The following is a 21,627-nucleotide window of genomic DNA, read 5'->3' as shown; positions in this document are numbered from 1 at the left end:
TGCGGAAGACGGCAACCTGCCTGGTTAATGAAATGATAACCGTTCGCGTTTGTTGCGATCCAGTACCCCCGGTGACAAAGCGACAACCTGCCGCACCGTCACGGCACGCCTGCTGTTTGCTGAATGGGGATAAATGCGGGCGTAGACCTTCGCACGCGGCTTACATCCGGCGCCCTAGACTGAGCCGCATTTTCGATTCCGCCCCGTTGGAGATCGTGTGGGTTCCGGTAGTGACAGACATCGACTGTGCGGCCAAGCGCCGGCACAGCCAGGACAAGTGCGGGCGCCGGGAAGGCGCGCCGGGAACCTTCGTGCATGCAGCCCGGCCGGGACGGCCGGCCATGCCGACCGTGGGGAGTAAGCGGTGATGGGGGGTCAAACCATCCACGCGGAAGCGGATGCACCCCGGCTCGACGCCGGCTGGGCGCTGCTGCCGGCCGAGTCGCCGCTGCAGATGCCCGAGCAGACCCTGCGCGAAGGCGAGCTCAAGGTCCGCCGCCACCGCACCTCGCCGCGCCTGATCGGCCTGCGCCGGCTGTATATCTTCGGTGGCACCCTGGGCATGACCGCCATCGCCACCCGCATGATGTGGCGAGTGCTGTCGGCCAATGGCATCAGCGTGCTCGAAGCGTGCCTGCTGGTGCTGTTCGTCGGCCTGTTCGCCTGGATCGCACTGTCCTTCGCCAGTGCCCTGGCCGGCTTCCTGACCGCCGTGTTCGATCGTGGCTACCGCCTCGGCATCGATCCGGACAAACCGCTGCCGACCGTGCACAGCCGCACCGCGCTGCTGATGCCGACCTACAACGAAGACCCGCGGCGCCTGCTGGCGGGCCTGCAGGCCATCTACGAATCAGTGGCCGCCACCGGCCAGCTGGAGCGCTTCGACTTCTTCGTGCTCAGCGACACCCGCCGCGAGGACATCGCACGCGCCGAGGAACAGGTGTTCGCCGAGCTGCGCGAGCGTGTGCCGGATGGCCGAACGCGCCTGTTCTACCGTCGCCGCGGCGACAACAGCGGACGCAAGGCAGGCAACATCGCCGACTGGGTCCGCCGCTTCGGCGGTGCCTACCCGCAGATGCTGATCCTCGATGCCGACAGCCTGATGACCGGCGACAGCATCGTACGCCTGGTGGCTGGCATGGAGCACAACGCCGATGTCGGTCTGATCCAGACCCTGCCGTCGGTGATCGGCGGCCGCACCCTGTTCGCCCGCATGCAGCAGTTCGGTGGCCGCGTGTACGGCCCGGTGATCGCGCGCGGCGTGGCCTGGTGGCATGGTGCCGAGAGCAATTACTGGGGCCACAACGCGATCATCCGCACCCGCGCTTTCGCCGACCACGCCGGCCTGCCGGCGCTGCCGGGACGCAAGCCCTTCGGCGGCCACGTGCTCAGCCATGATTTCGTTGAGGCAGCGCTGATGCGCCGTGGTGGCTGGGCTGCGCACATGGTGCCGTACCTGGGCGGCAGCTACGAGGAAGGCCCGCCGACCCTTACCGACCTGCTGGTGCGCGACCGCCGCTGGTGCCAGGGCAACCTGCAGCACGGCAAGGTGGTCGGCAGCCGCGGGCTGCACTGGATCAGCCGCACGCACATGCTGATCGGCATCGGCCACTATTTCACCGCGCCGATGTGGGCGATGCTGATGCTGATCGGCATCGCCATCCCGCTGTTCCAGGAGGGCATCGATTTCAACGCCCTGCTGCACCTGTCGCCCAGCGTGTACTGGCGCGCCCAGGACGAAGAGCAGGTGGTGCGCCTGTTCGCGGCCACCATGGCGGTGCTGCTGTTGCCCAAGGTGCTGGGCTACCTGGCGATGCTGCTGGACCCGGTCGACCGCCGTGGCTGTGGCGGTGCGATCCGCGCCTTCGTGTCGATGCTGGTGGAAACGGTGCTGGCCGCACTGATGGCGCCGGTGGTGATGTACGTGCAGTCGCGCGGCGTCGCCGAGGTGCTGTCCGGGCGCGACTCGGGCTGGGACGCGCAGCAGCGTGACGATGGCGGCATCTCGTGGCTGGCGCTGATCCGCGGCTATGGCGGCCTGGGTGTCTTCGGTGCCTTCATGGGCGTGCTGGCCTGGGCGGTTTCGCCGTCGCTGGCCGCGTGGATGGCACCGGTGGTGATCGGCATGGTGCTGGCGGTGCCGGTGGTGGCGCTGACCTCTTCACGCGGCCCGGGTGCCTTCCTGCATCGCCTTGGCCTGCTCGATATTCCCGAAGAGAACATTCCGCCACCGGTGCTTGTGCGTGCGGCACAACTGCGCCGGGAAGCGGCCGAGCAGCCGCCGCTGTACTGATCCCCCTGCGCCAGCGGCATAATGCGGCTCGAACTTGAAGGAGCCGCATCATGCTGCAAACGGTGGAACAGGAAACCGGCGCCTCGCCGCAATGGTCGGTGATCTGGCTGCACGGCCTCGGGGCCGATGGCCATGACTTCGCGCCGATCGTGCCGGAACTGGTGCGCCCGCACTGGCCGGCCCTGCGCTTCGTGTTCCCGCATGCGCCGGTGCGGCCGATCACGATCAACAACGGTGTGCCGATGCGCGGCTGGTACGACATCGTCGGCATGGATTTCCGTTCGCGCGCCGACATGGTGGGCGTGCAGGAATCGGTGGTGCAGCTGGACGCGCTGATCGCGCGCGAGATCGAGCGCGGCATCGCGCCCGGGAAGATCTTCCTGGCAGGCTTTTCGCAGGGGGGCGCGATCATTCTTACCGCCGCGCTGTCGCGCACCGCGCCGCTGGCCGGCCTGATCGCGCTGTCCACCTACCTGCCCGAAGCTGAAAGCGCCAAGCGCATTGAGGGGGCCGTGCAGGTGCCGGTGTTCATGGCCCATGGCAGCAGCGATCCGGTGATTCCGCAGGCGGTGGCCGTACACAGCGCACAGGCTCTGCAGGCGCTGGGCCTGGAAGTGGAATGGCACAGCTACCCGATGGCCCACCAGGTTTGCGCCGAAGAGATCCAGGCGCTGGGTGACTGGTTGCAGGAACGGCTGGGCGCTGCCTGAGCCATGGCCCCGGCCAGCACACCGCCGTGGATGCCGGAACTGTGCCGCCTGCCGCGGCTGGCGGCGATGCTCGGCCTGGCCGAGCTGGTGGTGGTGGTGCTGGCGCTTGCGCCCGACGGTAGCCGTCACTGGACCTTCGGCGAACTGCTGTCGGCCAGTGGCTTCGCGTTGTGGCTGGCGCTGGCGGTGACCGCCAGCCTGTGCCTGCTGCGGCAGGTGCTGTCGAGGCTGCCGCAGCTGCTGGGGGCCGTCGCGGCGATCACGCTGGCGACCCTGATCGCGGTGATCTGCGCCGGCATCGTGCATGCGCTGTACGCGGTGCTGGGGGACAACTTTGCCCGGGGAATCAGCTTCTGGCGCTTTACCCTGGGCAGCGCGGCCACCACTGCGCTGATCACCGCGCTGGCCCTGCGCTATTTCTACGTGAGTGACCGCTGGGCCGCACAGGTGCAGGCCAATGCCCGGGCGCAGGCAGACGCCCTGCAGGCGCGGATCCGCCCGCATTTCCTGTTCAACAGCATGAACCTGATCGCCAGCCTGCTGCATCGCGACCCGGCGGTGGCCGAACGTGCGGTGCTCGATCTGTCCGATCTGTTCCGTGCAGCCCTTGGGGCAGGCGAGGGTGATTCCACCCTGCGTGACGAATGCGAGCTGGCCGAGCGCTATCTGTCGATCGAATCCCTGCGCCTTGGAGAACGCCTGCAGGTGCGCTGGCAACGCGATGAACCGCTGCCGTGGGACCTGCCATTGCCGAGGCTGGTACTGCAGCCACTGGTGGAAAACGCGGTGCTGCACGGCATCTCGCGCTTGCCCGAAGGCGGCACCATCGAGCTGCAGGTGCTGCGTGCGGGCAACGAGCTGCAGATCCGCGTGCGCAATCCCGCGCCCGATCCACAGGCCCCGGGATTGGCGCTGGCACGTGGTGCCGGCCATGCCCAGCACAGCATCGGCCATCGGCTGGCCTGGCGCTTCGGCAGCGCCGCGCGGATGACGGCTGGCTGGAGCGAGGGCTACTATGCCTGCCAGGTGACAGTGCCGATCCAGTGAGGGGATGATCGTGAGGGTAGTCATCGCTGATGACGAACCGCTGGCACGTGAGCGCCTGCGCAGCCTGCTGGCCGCGCAGGACGGCGTGGATGTGGTGGCCGAGGCCGGCAACGGCGAGCAGGCCCTGCACGCGTGCGCGGAGCTGCAACCGGACCTGGTCCTGTTGGATATCGCGATGCCCGGGCTGGACGGCCTGGAAGCCGCCCGCCATCTGGCCAGCTTCGAGCCGCGGCCGGCCGTGGTGTTCTGCACCGCCTACGATGCGCATGCGCTGTCGGCGTTCGAGGCCGCAGCGATCGATTACCTGATGAAGCCGGTACGCGCAGAGCGGCTGGCGGCGGCGATCGCACGCGCGCGCACGTTCCTGGCCGGCCGCGACGGCCAGCCGCAGGAACACAGCGGGCAGCAGGCACGCAGCGTGCTGTGCGCACGCCTGCGCGGCAGCCTGCGGTTGATTCCGCTGGACGATATCCACTACCTGCAGGCCGAGGAAAAGTACGTGGTGGTGCACCACGCACGCGGCGAGGACCTGATCGAGGAATCATTGAAGTCGCTGGAGGAAGAGTTCGCCAGCCGTTTCATCCGCATCCATCGCAACTGCCTGGTGGCGCGTCACGAGCTGGTGGAACTGCGCCGCGGCTCGGGCGGGCAGGTGCAGGCGGTGCTGCGGCATGGCAAGCAGCCGCTGGAAGTCAGCCGCCGCTGCGTGGCGACGCTGAAGCAGGAACTGCGGCATCTGTGAGTGTTCCGCGCGGCCTGCGGCCGCGACTGCTTACGAGCAACGTCCGAAGCAACAGCAACAGCAAATTGTCGGCTCTGTGTTGTTGCGTGTTGGGTGAGGCGGGATGGGCGGGCGGGACACGCCGTAAACCCATCCATGGGGGCTCGATGGCGCCATCCATGGCGCCAACGGTCCCGCCCGCCCATCCCGCCTCACCCTCACGAACTTCCCGGTGACGGACGGCAAGAGCATTGGTGTTATCGGCTGGGAAAGAGGGGTCAGATCCCTTTTCCTGCGGAAAAGGGATCTGACCCCGGAAGCCGTCGGCTGTTGCTTTTGCTTCTGCTTTTTTTTTCTTTTGATCTTCCGTGGCTGACGCGCACGGAAACTGTCAGAGGCCGGGGCGGTGGGGGCAGGCGGGGTGTCCGCGGCATGGATGCCGCGGCCAAGCCCCCAAGGACGGGTTTACGGCGCCCCCGCATGACCCCACCGCCCCGGCCAAGCGCCATAGATTCAGCCGATGCAGCAGCCACGAGGGGCTCCGCCGTTGGCCGTATCCGCGCCGAAGGCGCGATAATGACCGGATGGAAACCGTCCGCATCGCCACCCGCAAGAGCCCGCTCGCCCTCTGGCAGAGCGAACACGTCGCCGACCGCCTGCGCCAGGCCCATCCCGGCCTGCATGTGGAACTGGTGCCGATGAGCACCCGCGGCGACGAGGTGCTGGACCGCTCGCTGGCCGCCATCGGTGGCAAGGGCCTGTTCCTGAAGGAGCTGGAGTTGGCCATGCTGCGTGGCGAGGCCGACTGCGCCGTGCACTCGCTGAAGGATGTGCCGATGGAGCTGGACGCACCGTTCGCGTTGCCGGCAATGCTGACCCGCCACGATCCGGCCGATGGTTTCGTCTCCAACCTGTACGCCTCGCTGGACGCGCTGCCGATCGGTGCGCGGGTCGGTACCTCGTCGCTGCGCCGCCAGGCCCAGCTGCGCGCGCTGCGCCCGGACCTGGAACTGCTGGACCTGCGCGGCAACGTCAACACCCGCTTGGCCAAACTCGACAACGGTGGCTACGACGCCATCGTGCTGGCCGTGGCCGGCCTGGAGCGTCTGGGCCTGGGCGAGCGCATCGTCGCGCGCCTGCAACCACCGCAGTGGCTGCCGGCTCCGGCGCAGGGCGCGGTGGCGGTGGAGTGCGATGGTGGCAACGCGCGCTTGATGGCGCTGTTCGCCGGCCTGGATGACGCGGAAACCCGTGCCTGCGTGGAAGCCGAGCGGGCGATGAACCGTGCGTTGCATGGCAGCTGCCACGTGCCGGTGGCGGCGATCGCGCAGTGGCAGGGCACCGACCTGCACCTGCAGGGCCTGGTCGGTAGTGCCAGTGATGGTCGTGCGGTGCGTGCCGAGGCCGTAGGGCCGGCCAGCGACCCGGAAGCACTGGGCCAGCGCGTGGCGACGATGCTGCTGGATGCCGGTGCCGGCGAACTGCTGAACGTCTGAGCATTGCAGGTAGTGCCGGCCGCTGGCCGGCAACCTCGCGCCCCCGGTTGAATGCAGTTGCCGGCCAGCGGCCGGCACTACCGAAAGAAGAACGGGCGCCTTTGGCGCCCGTTTCTTACTTGAACTTGTAGACCACGTTCATCGTGGTCAGCGTATCGGTCTTGCGCTTGTCCTCGGCCACGTCACTGTTGTAGCGCGCCTGCCAGCCGGCCTTCAGCGCCAGGTGTTCGTTCATGCTCACCGAAACGCCGAAGTCGTTCTGGCCGAAGGTGTTGTACGAACCGGATTCGACCAGCAGCGTGTTGACCAGGTCGGTGTTGTCGGTCAGCGAGTACTTCATGTCGAACAGGCCGCGGCCGATCATGCCGGTACGGGTGCGGTCGTCCTCGGTGCTGTGGGTACGACGCACACCGGGGCCGATCTGCGCGTCGAACGAGAAGCGCTCGGTGTTCCACAGGCGGGTGCCGTAACCCAGACCGAACGAACTCTGGCGGTCGTAGGTGGCGAAGTCATCGCGTTCGGTACGTACCGTCGCGGTCAGCTGGCGGTGCTCGCCCAGCTGCAGCGCGCTGCCGGCACTGCCGGTGTAGCGGTTGGCGGTGGTGTTGTTGCGGCGGGTGGTGGTGCCGTCGTCGTTGGTCTCGGTCACCTTGGAGCTGGAGCGCAGGCCGAACAGGTCCATGCTGTGCACCCAGTCGCCGTCGGTGTAACGCAGGCGGAGGCGGCCGTTGAAGCTCTCGGTGCTGCTGTTGCCACGTGCCGAGGCGAAACCGAGCTCGCCGCCACTGCCGCTCCACGGCGAGGACATCGCCGCCAGCTCGGAGGCATCCTGCGCATACGCGAGAGGCGCGCACAGCAGCAGGGGGATCAGCAGGGACACGCGCAGGGACATCGGGGCTTCTCCGAAGCGATTGACAGCCGGTGATGATACTGGAAGCGTGATGGCGGTCCGAATCGATCCAATGCGCGCTTCAGCGAACGTTGCCACGATTGCCTATTCAGGGCAGATCGACGCGCAATGCCGGGTCGTTGAAGCGCGAATAGCGCAGGCGCAGCTGGAAACTGCGGCCATTGCTGCTGCCGCTGCGCACGATCTGGCGCGGCAGGCCCTGCGCATCCACCCAGTATTCCAGGCGTTCGCCGGGCTGGGCGCCGCGCAGCCGATAGTGACGGGTTTCGACTCCATCCAGCGACTGGCTGCCCAGATCCTCGGCCTGCAGGTCGGCGGGCAGGGCGTCGGCCGGCAACGGGTTGCGCCACTGCTCGAGCAGGCCCGGCGGGGTTGGCACCTGGCGGACCGCACCGTCGGCCTGCAGGAACATGGTGTCACCGATGATGGTCTGCGGCCCGGCCGGTGTCTGCACCCGGAAACGATCGGGGGCGACGAAGTCCATGGCGCTGCGCACCGGCTGTGGCGCGCCCAGCACCTCCAGCTCGGCGTGGAAGCTGCGCAGGGCTGCGAAGCGCTGGCTGGCGCCCAGGACCGCCTGCGCCGGGTCCGCGGCCGGTACCGGGGCTTCGGTACTGGCCGGTGCCGGTGTGCGATCGCAGGCGGCCAGCAGCAGGCAGGCCAGCAGGGACAGGGCAGGCAACCGGCGCATCGGGTGTTCCAGAGGGGTGGGGGCGAACACGATAGCCCAAACGTCCCACACAAGACCCGCGACTCGGACATAATCGGGGGTATGGACCGATACGAACGCATCACCGCCCTGCATCGTCTGCTCAAGTCCGCGCGCTATCCGGTGACGGTGGCGACCCTGCAGGACAAGCTCGGTTGTTCCCGCGCCACCGTCTACCGCGACCTGGCCTTCCTGCGCGATGCGCTGATGGCACCGATCGAGGGCGACGGCGAGGCGGGCTTCCGCTACCAGGCTGACGAGAGCGACCGCTTCGAGCTGCCCGGCCTGTGGCTGAGTTCGGAGGAACTGCATGCCCTGCTGGCCTCGCAGCACCTGCTGGCGCGGACCGGCGGCGGCGTGCTGTCGTCGGTGCTGGCACCGCTGCAGCAGCGCATCGAGAGCCTGCTGGCGGCCCAGGCCGGCGTCTCCAGCTGGCCGGTCGACCGCGTGCGGGTGATTCCGCACCGTGGCCGCAAGTTCGACGAAGGCAGCTTCCGCAGCGTCGCCTCCGCCGTGCTTGAGCGCCGCCAGCTGGCGTTCGAGTACCGTGCGCGTTCCACCGATGAGCCGACCCGGCGCACGGTCTCGCCGCAGCGCCTGACCCACTACCGCGACAACTGGTACCTGGATGCCTGGGACCATGACCGCGAGGCCCTGCGCAGCTTTGCCGTGGATCGCATCCACAAGGCGCGGGTGATCGACAGTACCGCCCGTGACGTGGCCGACAGCGAGCTGGACGAGCAGCTGGGCGCCAGCTACGGCATCTTCTCCGGTGCGCCGAAGGGCTGGGCGACCATCCTGTTCAGCGCCAAGGCCGCGCGCTGGGTGGCCGACGAGCACTGGCATTCCAAGCAGCAGGGCCGCTTCCTGGCCGATGGCCGCTATGAACTGAAGGTGCCGTACAGCGTCTCGCGCGAGCTGCTGATGGACGTGCTGCACTACGGCTCGGATGCCGAGATCATCGAGCCGGTGATGCTGCGTGAGCAGGCCAAGGCGCTGCTCGAGCTCGCCCTGAGCAACTACGACAACTCCTGACACTCCCCCCGAGAACCCTTCCGCCCATGAAAAAGACCCTGTTGCTGCCCCTGCTCGCCGCTGCGCTGGCCCTGACCGCCTGCGGCAAGTCCGGCGAGCCCTCGCAGAAGCTGGTGGTGGCCGCCACGGCCGTGCCGCATGCCGAGATCCTCGAGGTGGTCAAGCCGATCCTCAAGCAGGAAGGCGTGGACCTGGACGTGCGCGTGTTCAACGACTATGTGCAGCCCAACGACCAGCTGGTGCAGAAGCAGGTGGACGCCAACTACTTCCAGACCGAGCCGTACCTGGATGCCTACAACCGCGACCGCAAGACCGACCTGGTGAAGGTGATCGGCGTGCACATCGAGCCGTTCGGTGCGTACTCGCGCAAGATCAAGTCGCTGGCCGAACTGCGCGAAGGCGCCGACGTGGTGATCCCGAACGACCCGAGCAACAACAGCCGCGCGCTGATCCTGCTGCACAAGGCCGGTGTGATCGAGCTGAAGGATCCGACCAACGCGCTGTCGACCCAGCGCGACATCACTGCCAACCCGAAGAACCTGAAGTTCCGCGAGCTGGACTCGGCGATGCTGCCGCGCGTGCTGGACCAGGTCGACCTGGCCCTGATCAACACCAACTATGCGCTGGACGCTGGCCTCAACCCGACCAAGGACGCACTGGCGATCGAAAGCAAGGATTCGCCGTACGTGAACTTCCTGGTCGCGCGCCCGGACAACAAGGACGACGCCCGCGTGCAGAAGCTGGCCAAGGCCCTGACCAGCCCGCAGGTGAAGGCCTTCATCGAGACCAAGTACAAGGGCGCGGTGCTGCCGGCGTTCTGACGGCCGCTGGCCATGTGGTAGTGCCGGCCGCTGGCCGGCAATCTCCAGGCGCCCCCAAACATCATAGGGTTGCCGGCCAGCGGCCGGCACTACCGTCAGTCGACGTGGAAGGCGAGGGTGGCCGCCACGGCCTGTTGCCATCCCGCATACAGCTTCTCGCGCCGCGCCACCTCCATCTGTGGCTCGAAGCGCCGGTCCAGGCCCCATTGCGCGGCGATCTGTTCGCGGCTGGTCCAGAACCCCACCGCCAGGCCGGCCAGGTAGGCCGCACCCAGTGCGGTGGTCTCGGTCAGTCGCGGCCGCAGCAGCGGCACGCCGAGGATGTCGGCCTGGAAACCGGCCAGGAAGTCGTTGCCGATCGCACCGCCATCGGCGCGCAGCTCGGTCAGCGCGATACCCGCATCGGACTGCATCGCATCAAGCACGTCGCGGGTCTGGTAGGCCATCGCCTCCAGCGCGGCACGCACGAAGTGCGCCTTGCGGGTGCCACGGGTCAGGCCGAACATCGCGCCGCGCACATCACTGCGCCAATAGGGCGCACCGAGGCCGACAAATGCTGGTACCAGGTAAGCACCGCCACTGTCGGGCACCTGCGCGGCCAGCGCCTGGCTGTCGCTGGCGCGTTCGATCATGCGCAGACCGTCGCGCAGCCACTGCACCACCGAGCCGGCGATGAAGATCGAGCCTTCCAGCGCATATTCCACGCGCCCGTCCAGGCCCCAGGCGATGGTGGTCAGCAGGCCATTGCGCGAACGCACCGCCTGCGCACCGGTGTGCATCAGCATGAAACAGCCGGTGCCATAGGTGTTCTTGACCATGCCCGGCTGGAAGCAGGCCTGGCCGAACAGCGCCGCCTGCTGGTCACCGGCGATGCCGGCGATCGGAATCGGGTGATCGAAGAAGAACTGCGGCCGGGTATGCGCGTACACCGCGCTGGAATCGCGCACCTGCGGCAGCATCGCGCGCGGGATGTCCAGCAGCGCCAGCAGGTCGTCATCCCAGTCCAGCGTGTGGATGTTGAACAGCAGCGTGCGCGCCGCGTTGCTGTAGTCGGTCACGTGCGCCTGGCCGCCGCTGAGGTTCCAGACCAGCCAGCTGTCGATGGTGCCGAACAGCAGCTCGCCACGTTCGGCGCGCTGCTGCGCGCCCTCCACGTGGTCGAGGATCCAGCGCACCTTGGTGGCGGAGAAATAGGCGTCGATCAGCAGGCCGGTGCGCTCGCGGATCAGCGCCTCATGCCCTTCGGACTTCAGCCGCTCGCAGATGGCGTGGCTCTGCCGCGACTGCCAGACGATGGCGTTGTGGATCGGCTGGCCGGTGGCACGGTCCCAGACCACGGTGGTTTCACGCTGGTTGGTGATGCCCAGTGCCGCAATATGGCGCGGGTCGATCTGCCCGCGGCTGAGCAGTTCGGTCAGCGTGGCATAGACGCTGGTGAGAATTTCGCGCGGGTCATGCTCGACCCAGCCGGGGTGCGGGAAGATCTGCGCGAATTCGCGCTGCGCGCTGCCGACGATGTCGCCGGCACGGTCAAACAGGATCGCGCGCGAACTGGTGGTGCCCTGGTCGATGGCCAGCACGTAGCGGGGCGTCATGCAGCGTCTCCGGTAGCGATGGGGAAATCCTAATGCATCGGTCGCGTCGCGCGCGGCCGCCCTGGTAGCTGCCAACCTTGGTTGGCACACGTGGAAACACCGGGGTCAGAGCCCTTTCCGCGGGAAAGGGATCCGCCCCCGCATCCACGCCTGCAGCCGCGCCACCTGCGCAGCATCCAGCCGCAACCCCAGCTTGCTCCGCCGCCACATCACGTCCTCGGCGTCCCAGGCCCATTCGTGGTCGCGCAGGAAAGCCACTTCACGCGCATGCAGGCCGCCGCCGAAGTCCTCTCCAAGATCGTCCATGCCCCGCACACCCTGCAGAAGGGCGGCGCTGCGGCTGCCGTAGGCTTCGGCCCAACGCCGTGCGATCTCCACGGGCAACCACGGTGCCAGTGCCTGCAGACGGGAGCGCGCCTGCGCGGCGTTGCCCCAGTCGCTGCCCGGCAGCGGGTCTCCGCCTGCGGTCCAGGCCGGCCCCATCTGTGGCAGGGCAGGGCGCAGCAGGTCCAGCGCTTCCTCGGCCAGCACGCGGTAGGTGGTCAGCTTGCCGCCCAGCACATGCAGCGCCGGCGCCGGATCGGACTGCAGCTGCAGGCGGTAGTCGCGGCTCAGCTTCGCCGCACGTGGGTCCGGGTCGGCCAGTAGGGGACGTACACCGGCGAACTGCCAGACCACGTCCTGCGGAGTGATCGGTTCGCGCAGATAGCGGTTGGCGGATGCGCACAGGTAGCTCACCTCGGAAGGCAGTACGCTGCAGCGTGCCGGGTCACCGCGGTAGTCGGTGTCGGTGGTGCCGACCAGCAGGTGATCGTGGGCGAACGGGAGCAGGAACACCACGCGGCCATCGGGCTGCTGCAGCAGGCAGGCACTGTCATCGGGCCAGGAACGGCGCAGCACGATGTGGCTGCCCTGCACCAGCCGCAGCGTGGGGCCGCCGCTGCGTGCCTCCATCTGCTCCAGCAGACCGCCGGCCCATGGGCCCGCCGCATTGGCGATGGCGCGCGCGGTCACATGCCGCTGGCCATCGGAGGATTCCAGCACGGCCTGCCAACGGCCCTGCACAGGGCGCAGTTCGATGCAGCGGCTGCGCACGTGGACCTGCGCGCCGCGCTGCGTGGCGTCCAATGCGTTGAGCACTACCAGGCGCGCATCATCGATCTGCGCATCGGCGTAGCTGAAGGCCTGCCGCAGATCCGGGGAGAGCCAGAGGCCAAGCGGATCCCGCTGCAGATCCAGCGCGCGAGATGCTGGAAAAGCAGGGCTGCGCCGGCCGAGGTGGTCGTACAACCACAGTCCCACGCGCAGCATCCAGCGTGGGCGCAGGTGGGGTTCCCACGGCAGCACGAAACGCAGCGGGCGGACCAGATAGGGCGCCTGCCGGCGTACCACCTCGCGTTCGCCCAAGGCCTTGCGTACCAGGCCGAACTCGCCCTGTTCCAGGTAGCGCAGGCCGCCATGGATCAGTTTGCTGCTGGCACTGGAGGTGTGCGCGGCCAGGTCGTGCTGTTCGCACAGCAGCACGCGCAGGCCGCGGCCGCTGGCGTCACGGGCGATGCCGGTGCCATTGATGCCGCCACCGATCACCAGCAGGTCGACGTCGTCCATCGTGCCTCCGCCTCCTGTGTGTGTGTAGAGTCGACTGTCAGTCGACTGCTTTTTCGATAGCCGAGCATGGGCTCGGCTCTACAAGAGCAGTCGACTGACAGTCGACTCTACAGACAGCAGGTGACGGAAACGACGACGGGCCCCGAAGGGCCCGTCGCGTTGCATCAGTGAAGCAGGTGCAGCCTGGATCAGAAGCGGGCGCCGATGCCGAAGCCGACGGTCCACGGGTCCATCTTGGCTTCGCCGATCTTCTCGCCGCCAACCTTGATGTCCGGGCGGGCGCGCATGTAGCGGGCGTCAGCACGGGCGAACCAGGTGGAGTTGATGTTCATGTCGACGCCGACGGTGCCGATCACGCCCTTGGCATCCTTGAAGCGGATGTCGGTGTCAGCGCCGTTGCCCAGCTTCTCGTTGCTGAAGCTCGACTGGTAGTAGCCCACGCCCACGAACGGACGGAACACGTTGTCAGCCTGGCCGAAGTGGTACTGGCCGCTCAGCGCGACCGGCTGCTGCTCGACCGAGCCCAGGCGGGCGTTGTTCGGGCCCTTGAACTTGTTGTCGAACTTGTCGGCGGCGCCCCACAGTTCAACGGCCCAGTTGTCGTTGATGTAGTAGCTGAAGCTGACGGTCGGCGCCGGGCCGCCATCGGTCTTCTTCACGCCGGTGATCGGGTCGTTCTTCGGCTGCAGCAGCGAGATGCCGCCAACAACGGCAAAATGCTTGCCCGAAGCGGTGTCGGTGCTGCTGCTGTCCTGGGCGAAAGCGGCCGGTGCGAAGGCGGCGGAGGTCAGCAGGGCGAGACTCAGGATACGGATGGAGCGCATGGGGGTATCTCCTAATGTTTCTTGTTTTGGGCCCCCGGTTGCGGGGCGAGCACACCGTAGTCGCCCCAACATGAATCGAATCCGACGCACGTTAAAAAATAGTTTTCCTTGTTCAGCGATCAGCTCGAAAAGCCTGTATTCATGGGGTTTTCGGCCATCAGTGGCATTCATTCAGTTGGAGAAGATGTGAGCGCGGCGACGATGTGCATCGGCCTGCAAGCGCAGGTGAACGTGGATTGCAGGGTGCTGCTGCTGGGCTCGATGCCGGGCGTGGCGTCGCTGCAGGAGCAGCGCTACTACGCCCATCCGCGCAACCGCTTCTGGCCGCTGATGGCGGATATCTGCGGTTTCGATGCGGATCTGGCCTATGCACAGCGGCTGCAGGCGTTGAACGCCGCAGGTATCGGTCTGTGGGATGTGATCGGTCAGTGCGAGCGGCGTGGCAGCCTGGATGCGGACATCGTGCGTGGCACGGAAGTGACCAATGCGCTGCCCGAACTGATCGCCACCCTCCCTGAGCTGGAGCTGATCGGCTGCAATGGTGCTGCGTCACTGCAGGCGTTCCAGCGCTGGGTGCTGCCACGGCTGGAGGCCCCGCCCAGGCTGCTGGCACTGCCGTCCACCAGCCCGGCCAATGCGGCGTGGTCGCTGCCGCGCCTGCGCCAGGCCTGGCAGCCGGTGGCCGACGCACTGGCGACATCAAGCGGACATCGTCCGGACAATACGCTACCGACTGGTCACGGCCGCAACCCATGAGCAACAGCGTGTCCCGGCTGCGTGCGTACTGAAAACACCTGTAACGGTTGGCGCTGGACCCCGCTGGCCGCACAATAGACGTTTCCCTACACCAGATTGCCGGAGTTATCCCCATGGCCGAAATCAAGGAAGCACTTGTCCCCGATATCGGTGACTACAGCGATATCCCGGTAATCGAGGTGCTTGTCGCCGTCGGCGACACGGTCAAGAAGGACCAGGGCCTGGTGACGCTGGAAAGCGACAAGGCGACCATGGAAGTGCCGTCCTCGGTGGCGGGCGTGGTCAAGGAACTGAAGGTCAAGGTTGGCGACAGCCTGTCCGAAGGCAAGGTCGTGGCCCTGATCGAAGTGGCCGAAGGTGAAGCCGAAGCCGCCAAGCCGGCGGCTGCCGCCCCGGCACCGGCCAAGGCCGCTGCCCCGGCTGCCGCCACCCAGAGCGCGCCGGCCCCGGCCGCAGCTGCGCCGGCCGCTCCGGCTGCCAGCGGTGGTGCGGTTGAAGCGCTGGTGCCGGATATCGGCGACTATTCCGGCATTCCGGTCATCGAAGTGCTGGTCGCCGTCGGCGACACGGTCAAGAAGGACCAGGGCCTGGTCACGCTGGAAAGCGACAAGGCCACCATGGAAGTGCCGTCTTCAGTGGCCGGTGTGGTCAAGGAGATCAAGGTCAAGGTCGGCGACACTCTGTCGCAGGGCAACGTGGTCGCCATCATCGAGGCCGAGGGCGCTGCTGCACCGGCACCAGCCAAGGCCGCTGCTCCGGCTCCGGCGGCTGCGCCGTCGGCTCCTCAGGTTGCCGCACCGGTTGCGGCACCTGCTCCGGCAGCCGCCGCACCGTCGGCCGGCGCTCCCTCCAGCCCGCCGGTGCAGTTCAATGCCGATGGCGTGCTGCCGGCCAAGGTGCCGTACGCCACCCCGGCGGTGCGCGTGTTCGCCCGCGAGCTGGGCGTGGACCTGCTGCAGATCAGCGGCACCGAGAAGGGCGGCCGCATCACCAAGGGTGACGTGCAGAAGTTCGTCAAGGCCGCACTCAGCGGCGGCGTGCCGGCGGCTGCCGGCGGCGCCGTGGCTGGCGGTGGTGGCCTGAACCTGCTGCCGTGGCCGAAGGTCGATTTCAGCAAGTTCGGCGAGACTGAAGTCCAGCCGCTGTCGCGCATCAAGAAGATCTCGGGTGCGAACCTGGCCCGCAACTGGGCCATGATCCCGCACGTCACCCAGTTCGAACAGGCCGACATCACCGACCTGGAAGGCCTGCGCGTGGCGCTGAACAAGGAAAACGAGAAGGCCGGCATCAAGCTGACCATGCTCGCCTTCCTGATCAAGGCCAGCGCCGCGGCGCTGAAGAAGTTCCCGGAATTCAACGCCTCGCTCGATGCCAGCGGTGAAAACCTGACCCTGAAGAAGTACTTCCACATTGGCTTTGCCGCCGACACGCCGAACGGCCTGGTCGTGCCGGTCATCCGCGACGTGGACAAGAAGGGCGTGGTGCAGATCGCGCAGGAAACCGGCGAACTGGCCAAGAAGGCGCGCGACGGCAAGCTGGGCCCGGCCGACATGAGTGGCGGCTGCTTCTCGATCAGCTCGCTGGGCGGCATCGGCGGCACCGCGTTCACCCCGATCGTCAATGCACCGGAAGTGGCCATCCTCGGCGTCTCCAAGTCGTCCATCCAGCCGGTCTGGAACGGCAAGGAGTTCGCACCGAAGCTGATGCTGCCGCTGTCGCTGAGCTACGACCACCGTGTCATCGATGGCGCCCTGGCCGCACGCTTCACCACGTACCTGTCGCAGGTACTGGCCGACATGCGCCGCGTGCTGCTGTAAGGCACCGCTTCGCCCCCACCGTGCGGCCGCCGCCCCTGGCGCGGCCGCGTGAACAGATGCAGTGACAGCCCGCCGGCACCGCCGCGCGGGCACGAGGAAAACCCACCATGGCCACGATTGAAGTCAAGGTTCCCGACATCGGCGATTACAGCGATGTGCCGGTGATCGAAGTGTTGGTCGCCGTCGGCGACACGGTGAAGAAGGATCAGGGTCTGGTGACCCTGGAGTCGGACAAGGCCACCCTGGAAGTGCCGTCCTCGGCCGCCGGTGTGGTCAAGGAAATCAAGGTCAAGCTGGGCGACACCCTGTCCGAAGGCGCTGTGGTCGTGGTGCTGGACGCCGAAGGCGCCGCCGAAGCCCCGGCCAAGGCCGCCGCGCCGGCTCCGGCCGCCCCGGCCAGCAAGCCGCCGGTGACCCCGTCGCACCGCGCCCCGGCCGAACCGGCTGCGCCGAAGCCGGCGCTGTCCAGCGGCAAGCCGGCCGACATCGAATGCGAAATGGTCGTGCTGGGCTCGGGCCCGGGCGGCTATACCGCCGCCTTCCGCGCCGCCGACGTCGGCCTGGATACGGTGCTGGTCGAGCGTTACGCCAGCCTCGGTGGCGTCTGCCTCAACGTGGGCTGCATTCCGTCCAAGGCGCTGCTGCACGCCGCAGCGGTGATCGACGAAGTGGCCCATGCCGGTGATTTCGGCGTCGAGTTCGGCAAGCCGACCATCACCCTGGACAAGCTGCGCGAGTACAAGGAAAAGGTCGTCAACCAGCTGACCAAGGGCCTGGCCGGCATGGCCAAGCAGCGCAAGGTCCGCAGCGTGCAGGGCGTCGGCAAATTCGTTTCGGCCAACGAGCTGGAAATCACCGCCGCTGATGGCAGCACCCAGCTGCTGCGCTTCCAGAAGTGCATCATCGCCGCCGGTTCGCAGGCGGTGAAGCTGCCGAACTTCCCGTGGGACGACAAGCGCGTGATGGACTCCACCGACGCGCTGGAGCTGGCCGAAGTGCCGGGCTCGCTGCTGGTCGTCGGCGGCGGCATCATCGGCCTGGAAATGGCCACCGTGTACAGCGCGCTGGGCAGCAAGGTCACCGTTGTCGAGTTCATGGACCAGCTGATGCCGGGCGCCGACAAGGACCTGGTCAAGCCGCTGGCCGACCGCCTGAAGAAGCAGGGCATCGAAGTCCACCTGAAGACCAAGGCTTCGGGCGTCACCGCCGATGCCAAGGGCATCACCGTGACCTTCGACGCCGCCGAGGAAGGCCAGGCGCCTGCGCTGGCGCAGGGCACCTTCGACCGCGTGCTGGTGGCCGTGGGTCGTTCGCCGAACGGCAAGAAGATCGATGCCGAGAAGGCCGGCGTGCAGGTCACCGACCGTGGCTTCATCCCGGTCGATCGCCAGATGCGCACCAACGTGCCGCACATCTTTGCCATCGGCGACATCGTCGGTAACCCGATGCTGGCCCACAAGGCCACGCATGAGGGCAAGCTTGCCGCCGAAGTGGCTGCTGGCCACAAGAAGGAGTGGGTGGCCCGCGTGATTCCGTCGGTGGCCTATACCAACCCGGAAATCGCCTGGGTCGGTGTGACCGAGACCGAAGCCAAGGCCAAGGGCCTGAAGGTCGGCGTGGCCAAGTTCCCGTGGGCCGCCAGTGGCCGTGCGATCGGCATCGGCCGCACCGAGGGCTTCACCAAGCTGATCTTCGACGAAGAGACCCACCGCATCATCGGTGGTGCGATCGTCGGCGTGCACGCCGGTGACCTGCTGGCCGAGATCGGCCTGGCCATCGAGATGGGTGCGGAGGCGGAAGACATCGGCCACACCATCCATGCCCACCCGACGCTGAGCGAGTCGGTGGCGATGGCCTCGGAAATCTACGACGGCACGATCACCGATCTGTACATGCCGAAGAAGAAGTAAGGCGTCCGCGCCGTTCCGAACGAAAAGCCCCGGCCTCTGCCGGGGTTTTTTGTTTCTCCGCTCCGGATTTTTGCGAGCGGTGGGGCCACTGCGCGGGTGGCAGGCGTTTGGACAAATGTCCCCCGTCGCCCGCCTGCGGCGGTCGCCTCCTCCTTTACTTTGTCCAAACGCCTGCCACCCGCGCAGCGGCTCGGCTTGCGGACAGTCGAGGGCCACTGCCCAGGCCGTCTGGACGCCTGACACGCGGAGGGAGCGGGGGCTGGGTGCGAAGTAAAGGAGGAGGTGACGGCCGCAGGCCGGCGCCGGGGGACATTCGCACCCAGCCCCCGCTCCCTCAAGCGCTCGACCAATCCGCTTCTGCTTTTCTGACAGGAACCCACAAAAAAGCGCGGCCCCGATGTTCCGGAGGCCGCGCCAGGAGAGCGAGTGCCGTGGAAGGGGCGGGGGATCAGAACACGAAGCTGACGCCGGCCACCGGACCCTTGAATTCCTGCTTCAGGCCGACAGTGCCGTCGCTGCCCTTCTTGTCCACGTCCAGCTTGAACCAGTCGTAGCCGGCGAACACACCGAAGTTCTTCGTGAAGCGGTAATCGACGATGGCGTTGGCGCGGCTCAGGTCGCCCTTGTAGTCATCGAAGCTGCCCCAGCGCGTGTTGAGATACTGGCCCTGCAGCGTGATCATCCAGCGCTCGGACGGCGTGAAGGTCATGCGCGCACCCACCACCGGCGCGATGCCGTCAGCCTTCTCGTTGAGGAACTGGCCGTCGTACACGGTGCCCAGGTCGGCGTAGCCCTTGGTGCTGACCTTGGCGTACTCGCCACCGATCTGCAGGCCGAGGTCGAAGGTGTCGGTATCGACGACCGAGTAGTCGTAGACCAGGCTGGCCACCTGGTACTTCAGTTCACCCTTCACGAAGCTACCGGCCGGCACGTTCTCACCGCCGAAGGAAATGCCCTGGTCGAGGGTCTCGCGGCGGTCCTTGTCGTACTTGAAGTAGTTGAACAGCAGGCGCTGGCGATTGCTGATGCGGAACATGCCATCGATGCGCGGTTCCCATTCCTTGCCCCCCAGCTTGAAGTCCTGGTTCAGGGAGACATCCTGGCCAGCCACGTTGGTCTTGCCGCGGATCGTGTTGTCCGAGTCGATGTTCATCGCACCCAGGCGGATGGCGAAGCGGTCATCGCCTTCGGCGGCATGGGCGGCAGTGGCGAACGAAGCACCGGCGGCGAGCAGGGAGAGGGCGAGCAGGGTGGGTACGGAGCGCATCGAAGAGTCCTTGCAGTGGTTCATCAGAATGAAAACCACTGTGCCGGACAGGCCCGTCCACCATCCGTGAACGTATGGTCCACGAGGTGTGCACGGTTCAGCGCTGTCGCGACGATGCAAAAAGATGGCCCCGGAGCCGGGCTTCGGGGCCATCGTGGGACCTGCGGGGCGGAGCGTCGACGAGGTTGCTGCAGGCAGGTCGAAAGATCGGACCGGCGCATTCGGCGAAAGTTCCGCAGCCTGCGACCAAAGTTCAATGCTGCGCTGCAACATCATACGGACGTCATTGTCCCCAGGGTGGCACGCAAAAATGTAACCGTTACCGCAACTTGCGGCCTCCCGGGATGAACAGGGAGCGGTTGTCTCGCAAATTGTCCCATTGCTATAATTTGGCGGCTCGATGAGGCCCCCCTGCTTTAGCCGCCTCAGCCCTCCACTTGCAACCACGCGGGACGTCCTGTGCTGAACTCCGTTGATGCGGGTCGGCGACTGATGCTGCGCGCCGCGGTCTACCCGCTGGCCGCAGTGGCTGTCCTGGCCCTGGCCTTCCTGCTGGTAGGTCCGAAATATGCCCTCGGCGCGCTGGCGTCCGGTGTGGCCATTTCGGCCGGTGGCTGGGTGGCGGCACGGATGGCACTGGGCGGTGGGGCACTGGCCGCAGGATCGGCGATGGCTCGCCTGATCATTGCGATCGTGGCCAAGTGGGTGGTGGTTTTCGGCGTCCTGCTGGTGGGGTTCCTGGTCTTCAAGCTGCCTGCATTGGCGCTGTTGGCCGGTATCGCCGTCGGCTTGATGTTCCAGGTCCTGGCCATGGCCAGGCGTTGACAGAATTCAATTAACTGAAGGTTCCGGACACATGGCGGGCGAGGCTCTAACCCCTACCAGCTACATCCAGCATCACCTGCACAACCTGACCGCGCCGGTCGGCAAGGGTGAGGGTATGTTCTGGCATATCCACGTCGATACCTTCCTCACCGCGGTCCTGATGGGCCTGGTGATCGTGGTCGCGTTCTGGCTGGGGACCCGCAAGGCCACCGCCGGCGTGCCGGGCAAGTGGCAGGCCTTCGTCGAGATCTGCCTGGAGTTCGTCGACCGCCAGGCCAAGGATACCTACCACGGCAAGAGCAAGCTGGTCACGCCGATCGCCATCACGATCTTCTTCTGGATCCTGATGATGAACCTGATCAAGATGATCCCGGCCGATTTCATCGCCAAGCCGCTGGAATGGGCGGGCATCCACTACTGGAAGCCGGTGCCGACCGCCGACGTCAACGCCACCCTGGGCATGGCCATCAGCGTGTTCTTCCTGATGCTGTTCTTCGCGCTGAAGTCCAAGGGCCTGCTTGGCTTCATCAAGGAATTCCTGACGGCGCCGTTCGGCAAGTGGATGATGCCGTTCAACCTGATCCTCAACATCGTCGAGTGGCTGAGCAAGCCGATCTCGCTGGCGATGCGACTGTTCGGCAACATGTTCGGCGGCGAAATCGTGTTCCTGCTGATCTGGGTGCTGGGTGGTGCCGGTTTCTTCGGTGCCATTGCCGGTGGTGCGTTCGGCCTCGGCTGGATGCTGTTCCACCTGCTGGTGATCCCGCTGCAGGCCTTCATCTTCATGATGCTGTCGATCGTGTACCTGAGCCTGTCGGAAGACGCTCACTGAGTTTCAAGCTTCAACGCGTTTCAACCTTCATCCGTTTCATCACCCTTAGCAACTTAAGTTCCTGGAGATAACCATGTACTTCGCCGTCCTGACCAACTTCGCGCAGATTCAGAGCTCCACCGCCCTTGCCGTCGGCATCATGATCGGCCTGGCCGCGCTGGGCGCCGGTCTGGGTCTGGCCATCATGGCTGGTAAGTTCCTGGAGTCGGCCGCCCGCCAGCCGGAACTGATCCCGGTCCTGCAGGTCCGCATGTTCATCACCGCCGGCCTGATCGACGCCGCGTTCATCATCTCGGTCGCCGTTGGCCTGCTGCTGGCCTTCGCCAACCCGCTGTCGGCTGCCTTTGCTGGCGCCGTCACCAAGGCTCTGGCCGGCTGATACAGCGGTTTGAGACGACCGGGTGCTGATGCACCCGGTTTCGGATGAAGGCCGGATGCGCCGCTACGGCGG

General features: G+C 66.7%; 19 protein-coding genes. 13 read left to right on the top strand and 6 right to left on the bottom strand.

Annotated features, from left to right (window positions below; all coding sequences use genetic code 11):
- The first annotated feature begins 367 nt into the window (after window positions 1–367).
- The 5 genes from mdoH (at window position 368) to hemC (ending at window position 6,267) form a co-directional block, all read left to right on the top strand.
- The gene (gene mdoH, locus SriyCCGPB3_RS18745; RefSeq protein WP_110713822.1) at window positions 368–2,293 is read left to right on the top strand and encodes a glucans biosynthesis glucosyltransferase MdoH; all 1,926 of its coding nucleotides are present in this window, start codon (window positions 368–370) and stop codon (window positions 2,291–2,293) included.
- Between the two features lie 50 nt (window positions 2,294–2,343).
- Window positions 2,344–3,003, top strand: a complete 660-nt coding sequence (locus tag SriyCCGPB3_RS18740) for an alpha/beta hydrolase (protein WP_153854582.1) — start codon at window positions 2,344–2,346, stop codon at window positions 3,001–3,003.
- 3 nt (window positions 3,004–3,006) lie between these two features.
- Entirely contained in the window at window positions 3,007–4,050 is a 1,044-nt protein-coding gene (locus SriyCCGPB3_RS18735; RefSeq protein ID WP_194936598.1) for a sensor histidine kinase, read from the top strand.
- Between the two features lie 10 nt (window positions 4,051–4,060).
- Entirely contained in the window at window positions 4,061–4,792 is a 732-nt protein-coding gene (locus tag SriyCCGPB3_RS18730) for a LytR/AlgR family response regulator transcription factor (RefSeq protein ID WP_005419545.1), read from the top strand.
- Between the two features lie 563 nt (window positions 4,793–5,355).
- Window positions 5,356–6,267, top strand: coding sequence for a hydroxymethylbilane synthase (hemC, locus tag SriyCCGPB3_RS18725; RefSeq protein ID WP_153854580.1), 912 nt, complete (start codon window positions 5,356–5,358; stop codon window positions 6,265–6,267).
- Window positions 6,268–6,382: 115 nt separating this feature from the next.
- Here hemC and SriyCCGPB3_RS18720 read toward each other — a convergent pair whose 3' ends face one another.
- Together SriyCCGPB3_RS18720 and SriyCCGPB3_RS18715 are read right to left on the bottom strand one after the other, a co-directional pair.
- Window positions 6,383–7,159 (bottom strand): DUF481 domain-containing protein, encoded by a 777-nt coding sequence (locus tag SriyCCGPB3_RS18720; RefSeq protein ID WP_049448000.1) that lies wholly within the window; start codon window positions 7,157–7,159, stop codon window positions 6,383–6,385.
- Between the two features lie 106 nt (window positions 7,160–7,265).
- Window positions 7,266–7,868 carry a hypothetical protein gene (locus tag SriyCCGPB3_RS18715; RefSeq protein WP_110713818.1) on the bottom strand — a complete coding sequence of 201 codons (603 nt, stop codon included), beginning with the start codon at window positions 7,866–7,868 and terminating at the stop codon, window positions 7,266–7,268.
- Window positions 7,869–7,949: 81 nt separating this feature from the next.
- Here SriyCCGPB3_RS18715 and SriyCCGPB3_RS18710 point away from each other — a divergent pair, with 81 nt between their 5' ends.
- A complete protein-coding gene (locus SriyCCGPB3_RS18710; RefSeq protein ID WP_110713816.1) occupies window positions 7,950–8,921 on the top strand; it encodes a helix-turn-helix transcriptional regulator in 972 nt (323 codons plus the stop codon).
- A gap of 26 nt (window positions 8,922–8,947) precedes the next feature.
- Entirely contained in the window at window positions 8,948–9,742 is a 795-nt protein-coding gene (locus tag SriyCCGPB3_RS18705; RefSeq protein WP_032129055.1) for a MetQ/NlpA family ABC transporter substrate-binding protein, read from the top strand.
- A 95-nt stretch (window positions 9,743–9,837) separates the two neighbouring features.
- On the opposite strand, the gene glpK is transcribed toward SriyCCGPB3_RS18705, so the two are convergent.
- From glpK to SriyCCGPB3_RS18690, 3 genes are all read right to left on the bottom strand, one after another.
- Complete coding sequence (glpK, locus tag SriyCCGPB3_RS18700; protein ID WP_110713814.1) at window positions 9,838–11,337, bottom strand: glycerol kinase GlpK; 1,500 nt, start codon at window positions 11,335–11,337, stop codon at window positions 9,838–9,840.
- Window positions 11,338–11,442: 105 nt separating this feature from the next.
- A complete protein-coding gene (glpD, locus tag SriyCCGPB3_RS18695) occupies window positions 11,443–12,945 on the bottom strand; it encodes a glycerol-3-phosphate dehydrogenase (RefSeq protein WP_350259618.1) in 1,503 nt (500 codons plus the stop codon).
- A 188-nt stretch (window positions 12,946–13,133) separates the two neighbouring features.
- Complete coding sequence (locus SriyCCGPB3_RS18690; RefSeq protein WP_153854577.1) at window positions 13,134–13,769, bottom strand: OmpW/AlkL family protein; 636 nt, start codon at window positions 13,767–13,769, stop codon at window positions 13,134–13,136.
- Window positions 13,770–13,955: 186 nt separating this feature from the next.
- Between SriyCCGPB3_RS18690 and SriyCCGPB3_RS18685 the strand changes: the two genes are divergently transcribed.
- The 3 genes from SriyCCGPB3_RS18685 (at window position 13,956) to lpdA (ending at window position 18,252) form a co-directional block, all read left to right on the top strand.
- Entirely contained in the window at window positions 13,956–14,525 is a 570-nt protein-coding gene (locus SriyCCGPB3_RS18685; RefSeq protein ID WP_110714382.1) for a DNA-deoxyinosine glycosylase, read from the top strand.
- A gap of 113 nt (window positions 14,526–14,638) precedes the next feature.
- The gene (gene aceF / locus SriyCCGPB3_RS18680) at window positions 14,639–16,342 is read left to right on the top strand and encodes a dihydrolipoyllysine-residue acetyltransferase (RefSeq protein ID WP_350259617.1); all 1,704 of its coding nucleotides are present in this window, start codon (window positions 14,639–14,641) and stop codon (window positions 16,340–16,342) included.
- Between the two features lie 107 nt (window positions 16,343–16,449).
- Window positions 16,450–18,252: a dihydrolipoyl dehydrogenase gene (gene lpdA, locus SriyCCGPB3_RS18675; protein ID WP_153854574.1), complete on the top strand. Its 1,803-nt coding sequence runs from the start codon at window positions 16,450–16,452 to the stop codon at window positions 18,250–18,252.
- A gap of 448 nt (window positions 18,253–18,700) precedes the next feature.
- Here the strand turns inward: lpdA and SriyCCGPB3_RS18670 are convergent, their stop codons facing one another.
- Window positions 18,701–19,519, bottom strand: a complete 819-nt coding sequence (locus SriyCCGPB3_RS18670; protein ID WP_110713804.1) for a hypothetical protein — start codon at window positions 19,517–19,519, stop codon at window positions 18,701–18,703.
- A gap of 459 nt (window positions 19,520–19,978) precedes the next feature.
- Here SriyCCGPB3_RS18670 and SriyCCGPB3_RS18665 point away from each other — a divergent pair, with 459 nt between their 5' ends.
- The 3 genes from SriyCCGPB3_RS18665 (at window position 19,979) to atpE (ending at window position 21,555) form a co-directional block, all read left to right on the top strand.
- Window positions 19,979–20,344, top strand: a complete 366-nt coding sequence (locus SriyCCGPB3_RS18665) for a hypothetical protein (protein ID WP_006394654.1) — start codon at window positions 19,979–19,981, stop codon at window positions 20,342–20,344.
- A gap of 31 nt (window positions 20,345–20,375) precedes the next feature.
- Window positions 20,376–21,176, top strand: a complete 801-nt coding sequence (atpB, locus tag SriyCCGPB3_RS18660; RefSeq protein WP_049466592.1) for a F0F1 ATP synthase subunit A — start codon at window positions 20,376–20,378, stop codon at window positions 21,174–21,176.
- A gap of 73 nt (window positions 21,177–21,249) precedes the next feature.
- Window positions 21,250–21,555: a F0F1 ATP synthase subunit C gene (gene atpE / locus SriyCCGPB3_RS18655; RefSeq protein ID WP_005411133.1), complete on the top strand. Its 306-nt coding sequence runs from the start codon at window positions 21,250–21,252 to the stop codon at window positions 21,553–21,555.
- Window positions 21,556–21,627 lie beyond the last annotated feature (72 nt).

The sequence above is a fragment of the Stenotrophomonas riyadhensis genome (assembly GCF_040256885.1).
In the GTDB taxonomy this organism is placed as follows: domain Bacteria; phylum Pseudomonadota; class Gammaproteobacteria; order Xanthomonadales; family Xanthomonadaceae; genus Stenotrophomonas; species Stenotrophomonas riyadhensis.
The sequence above is the reverse complement of the archived record's forward strand: the minus strand, read 5'-3'. Positions and strand labels throughout refer to the sequence as shown.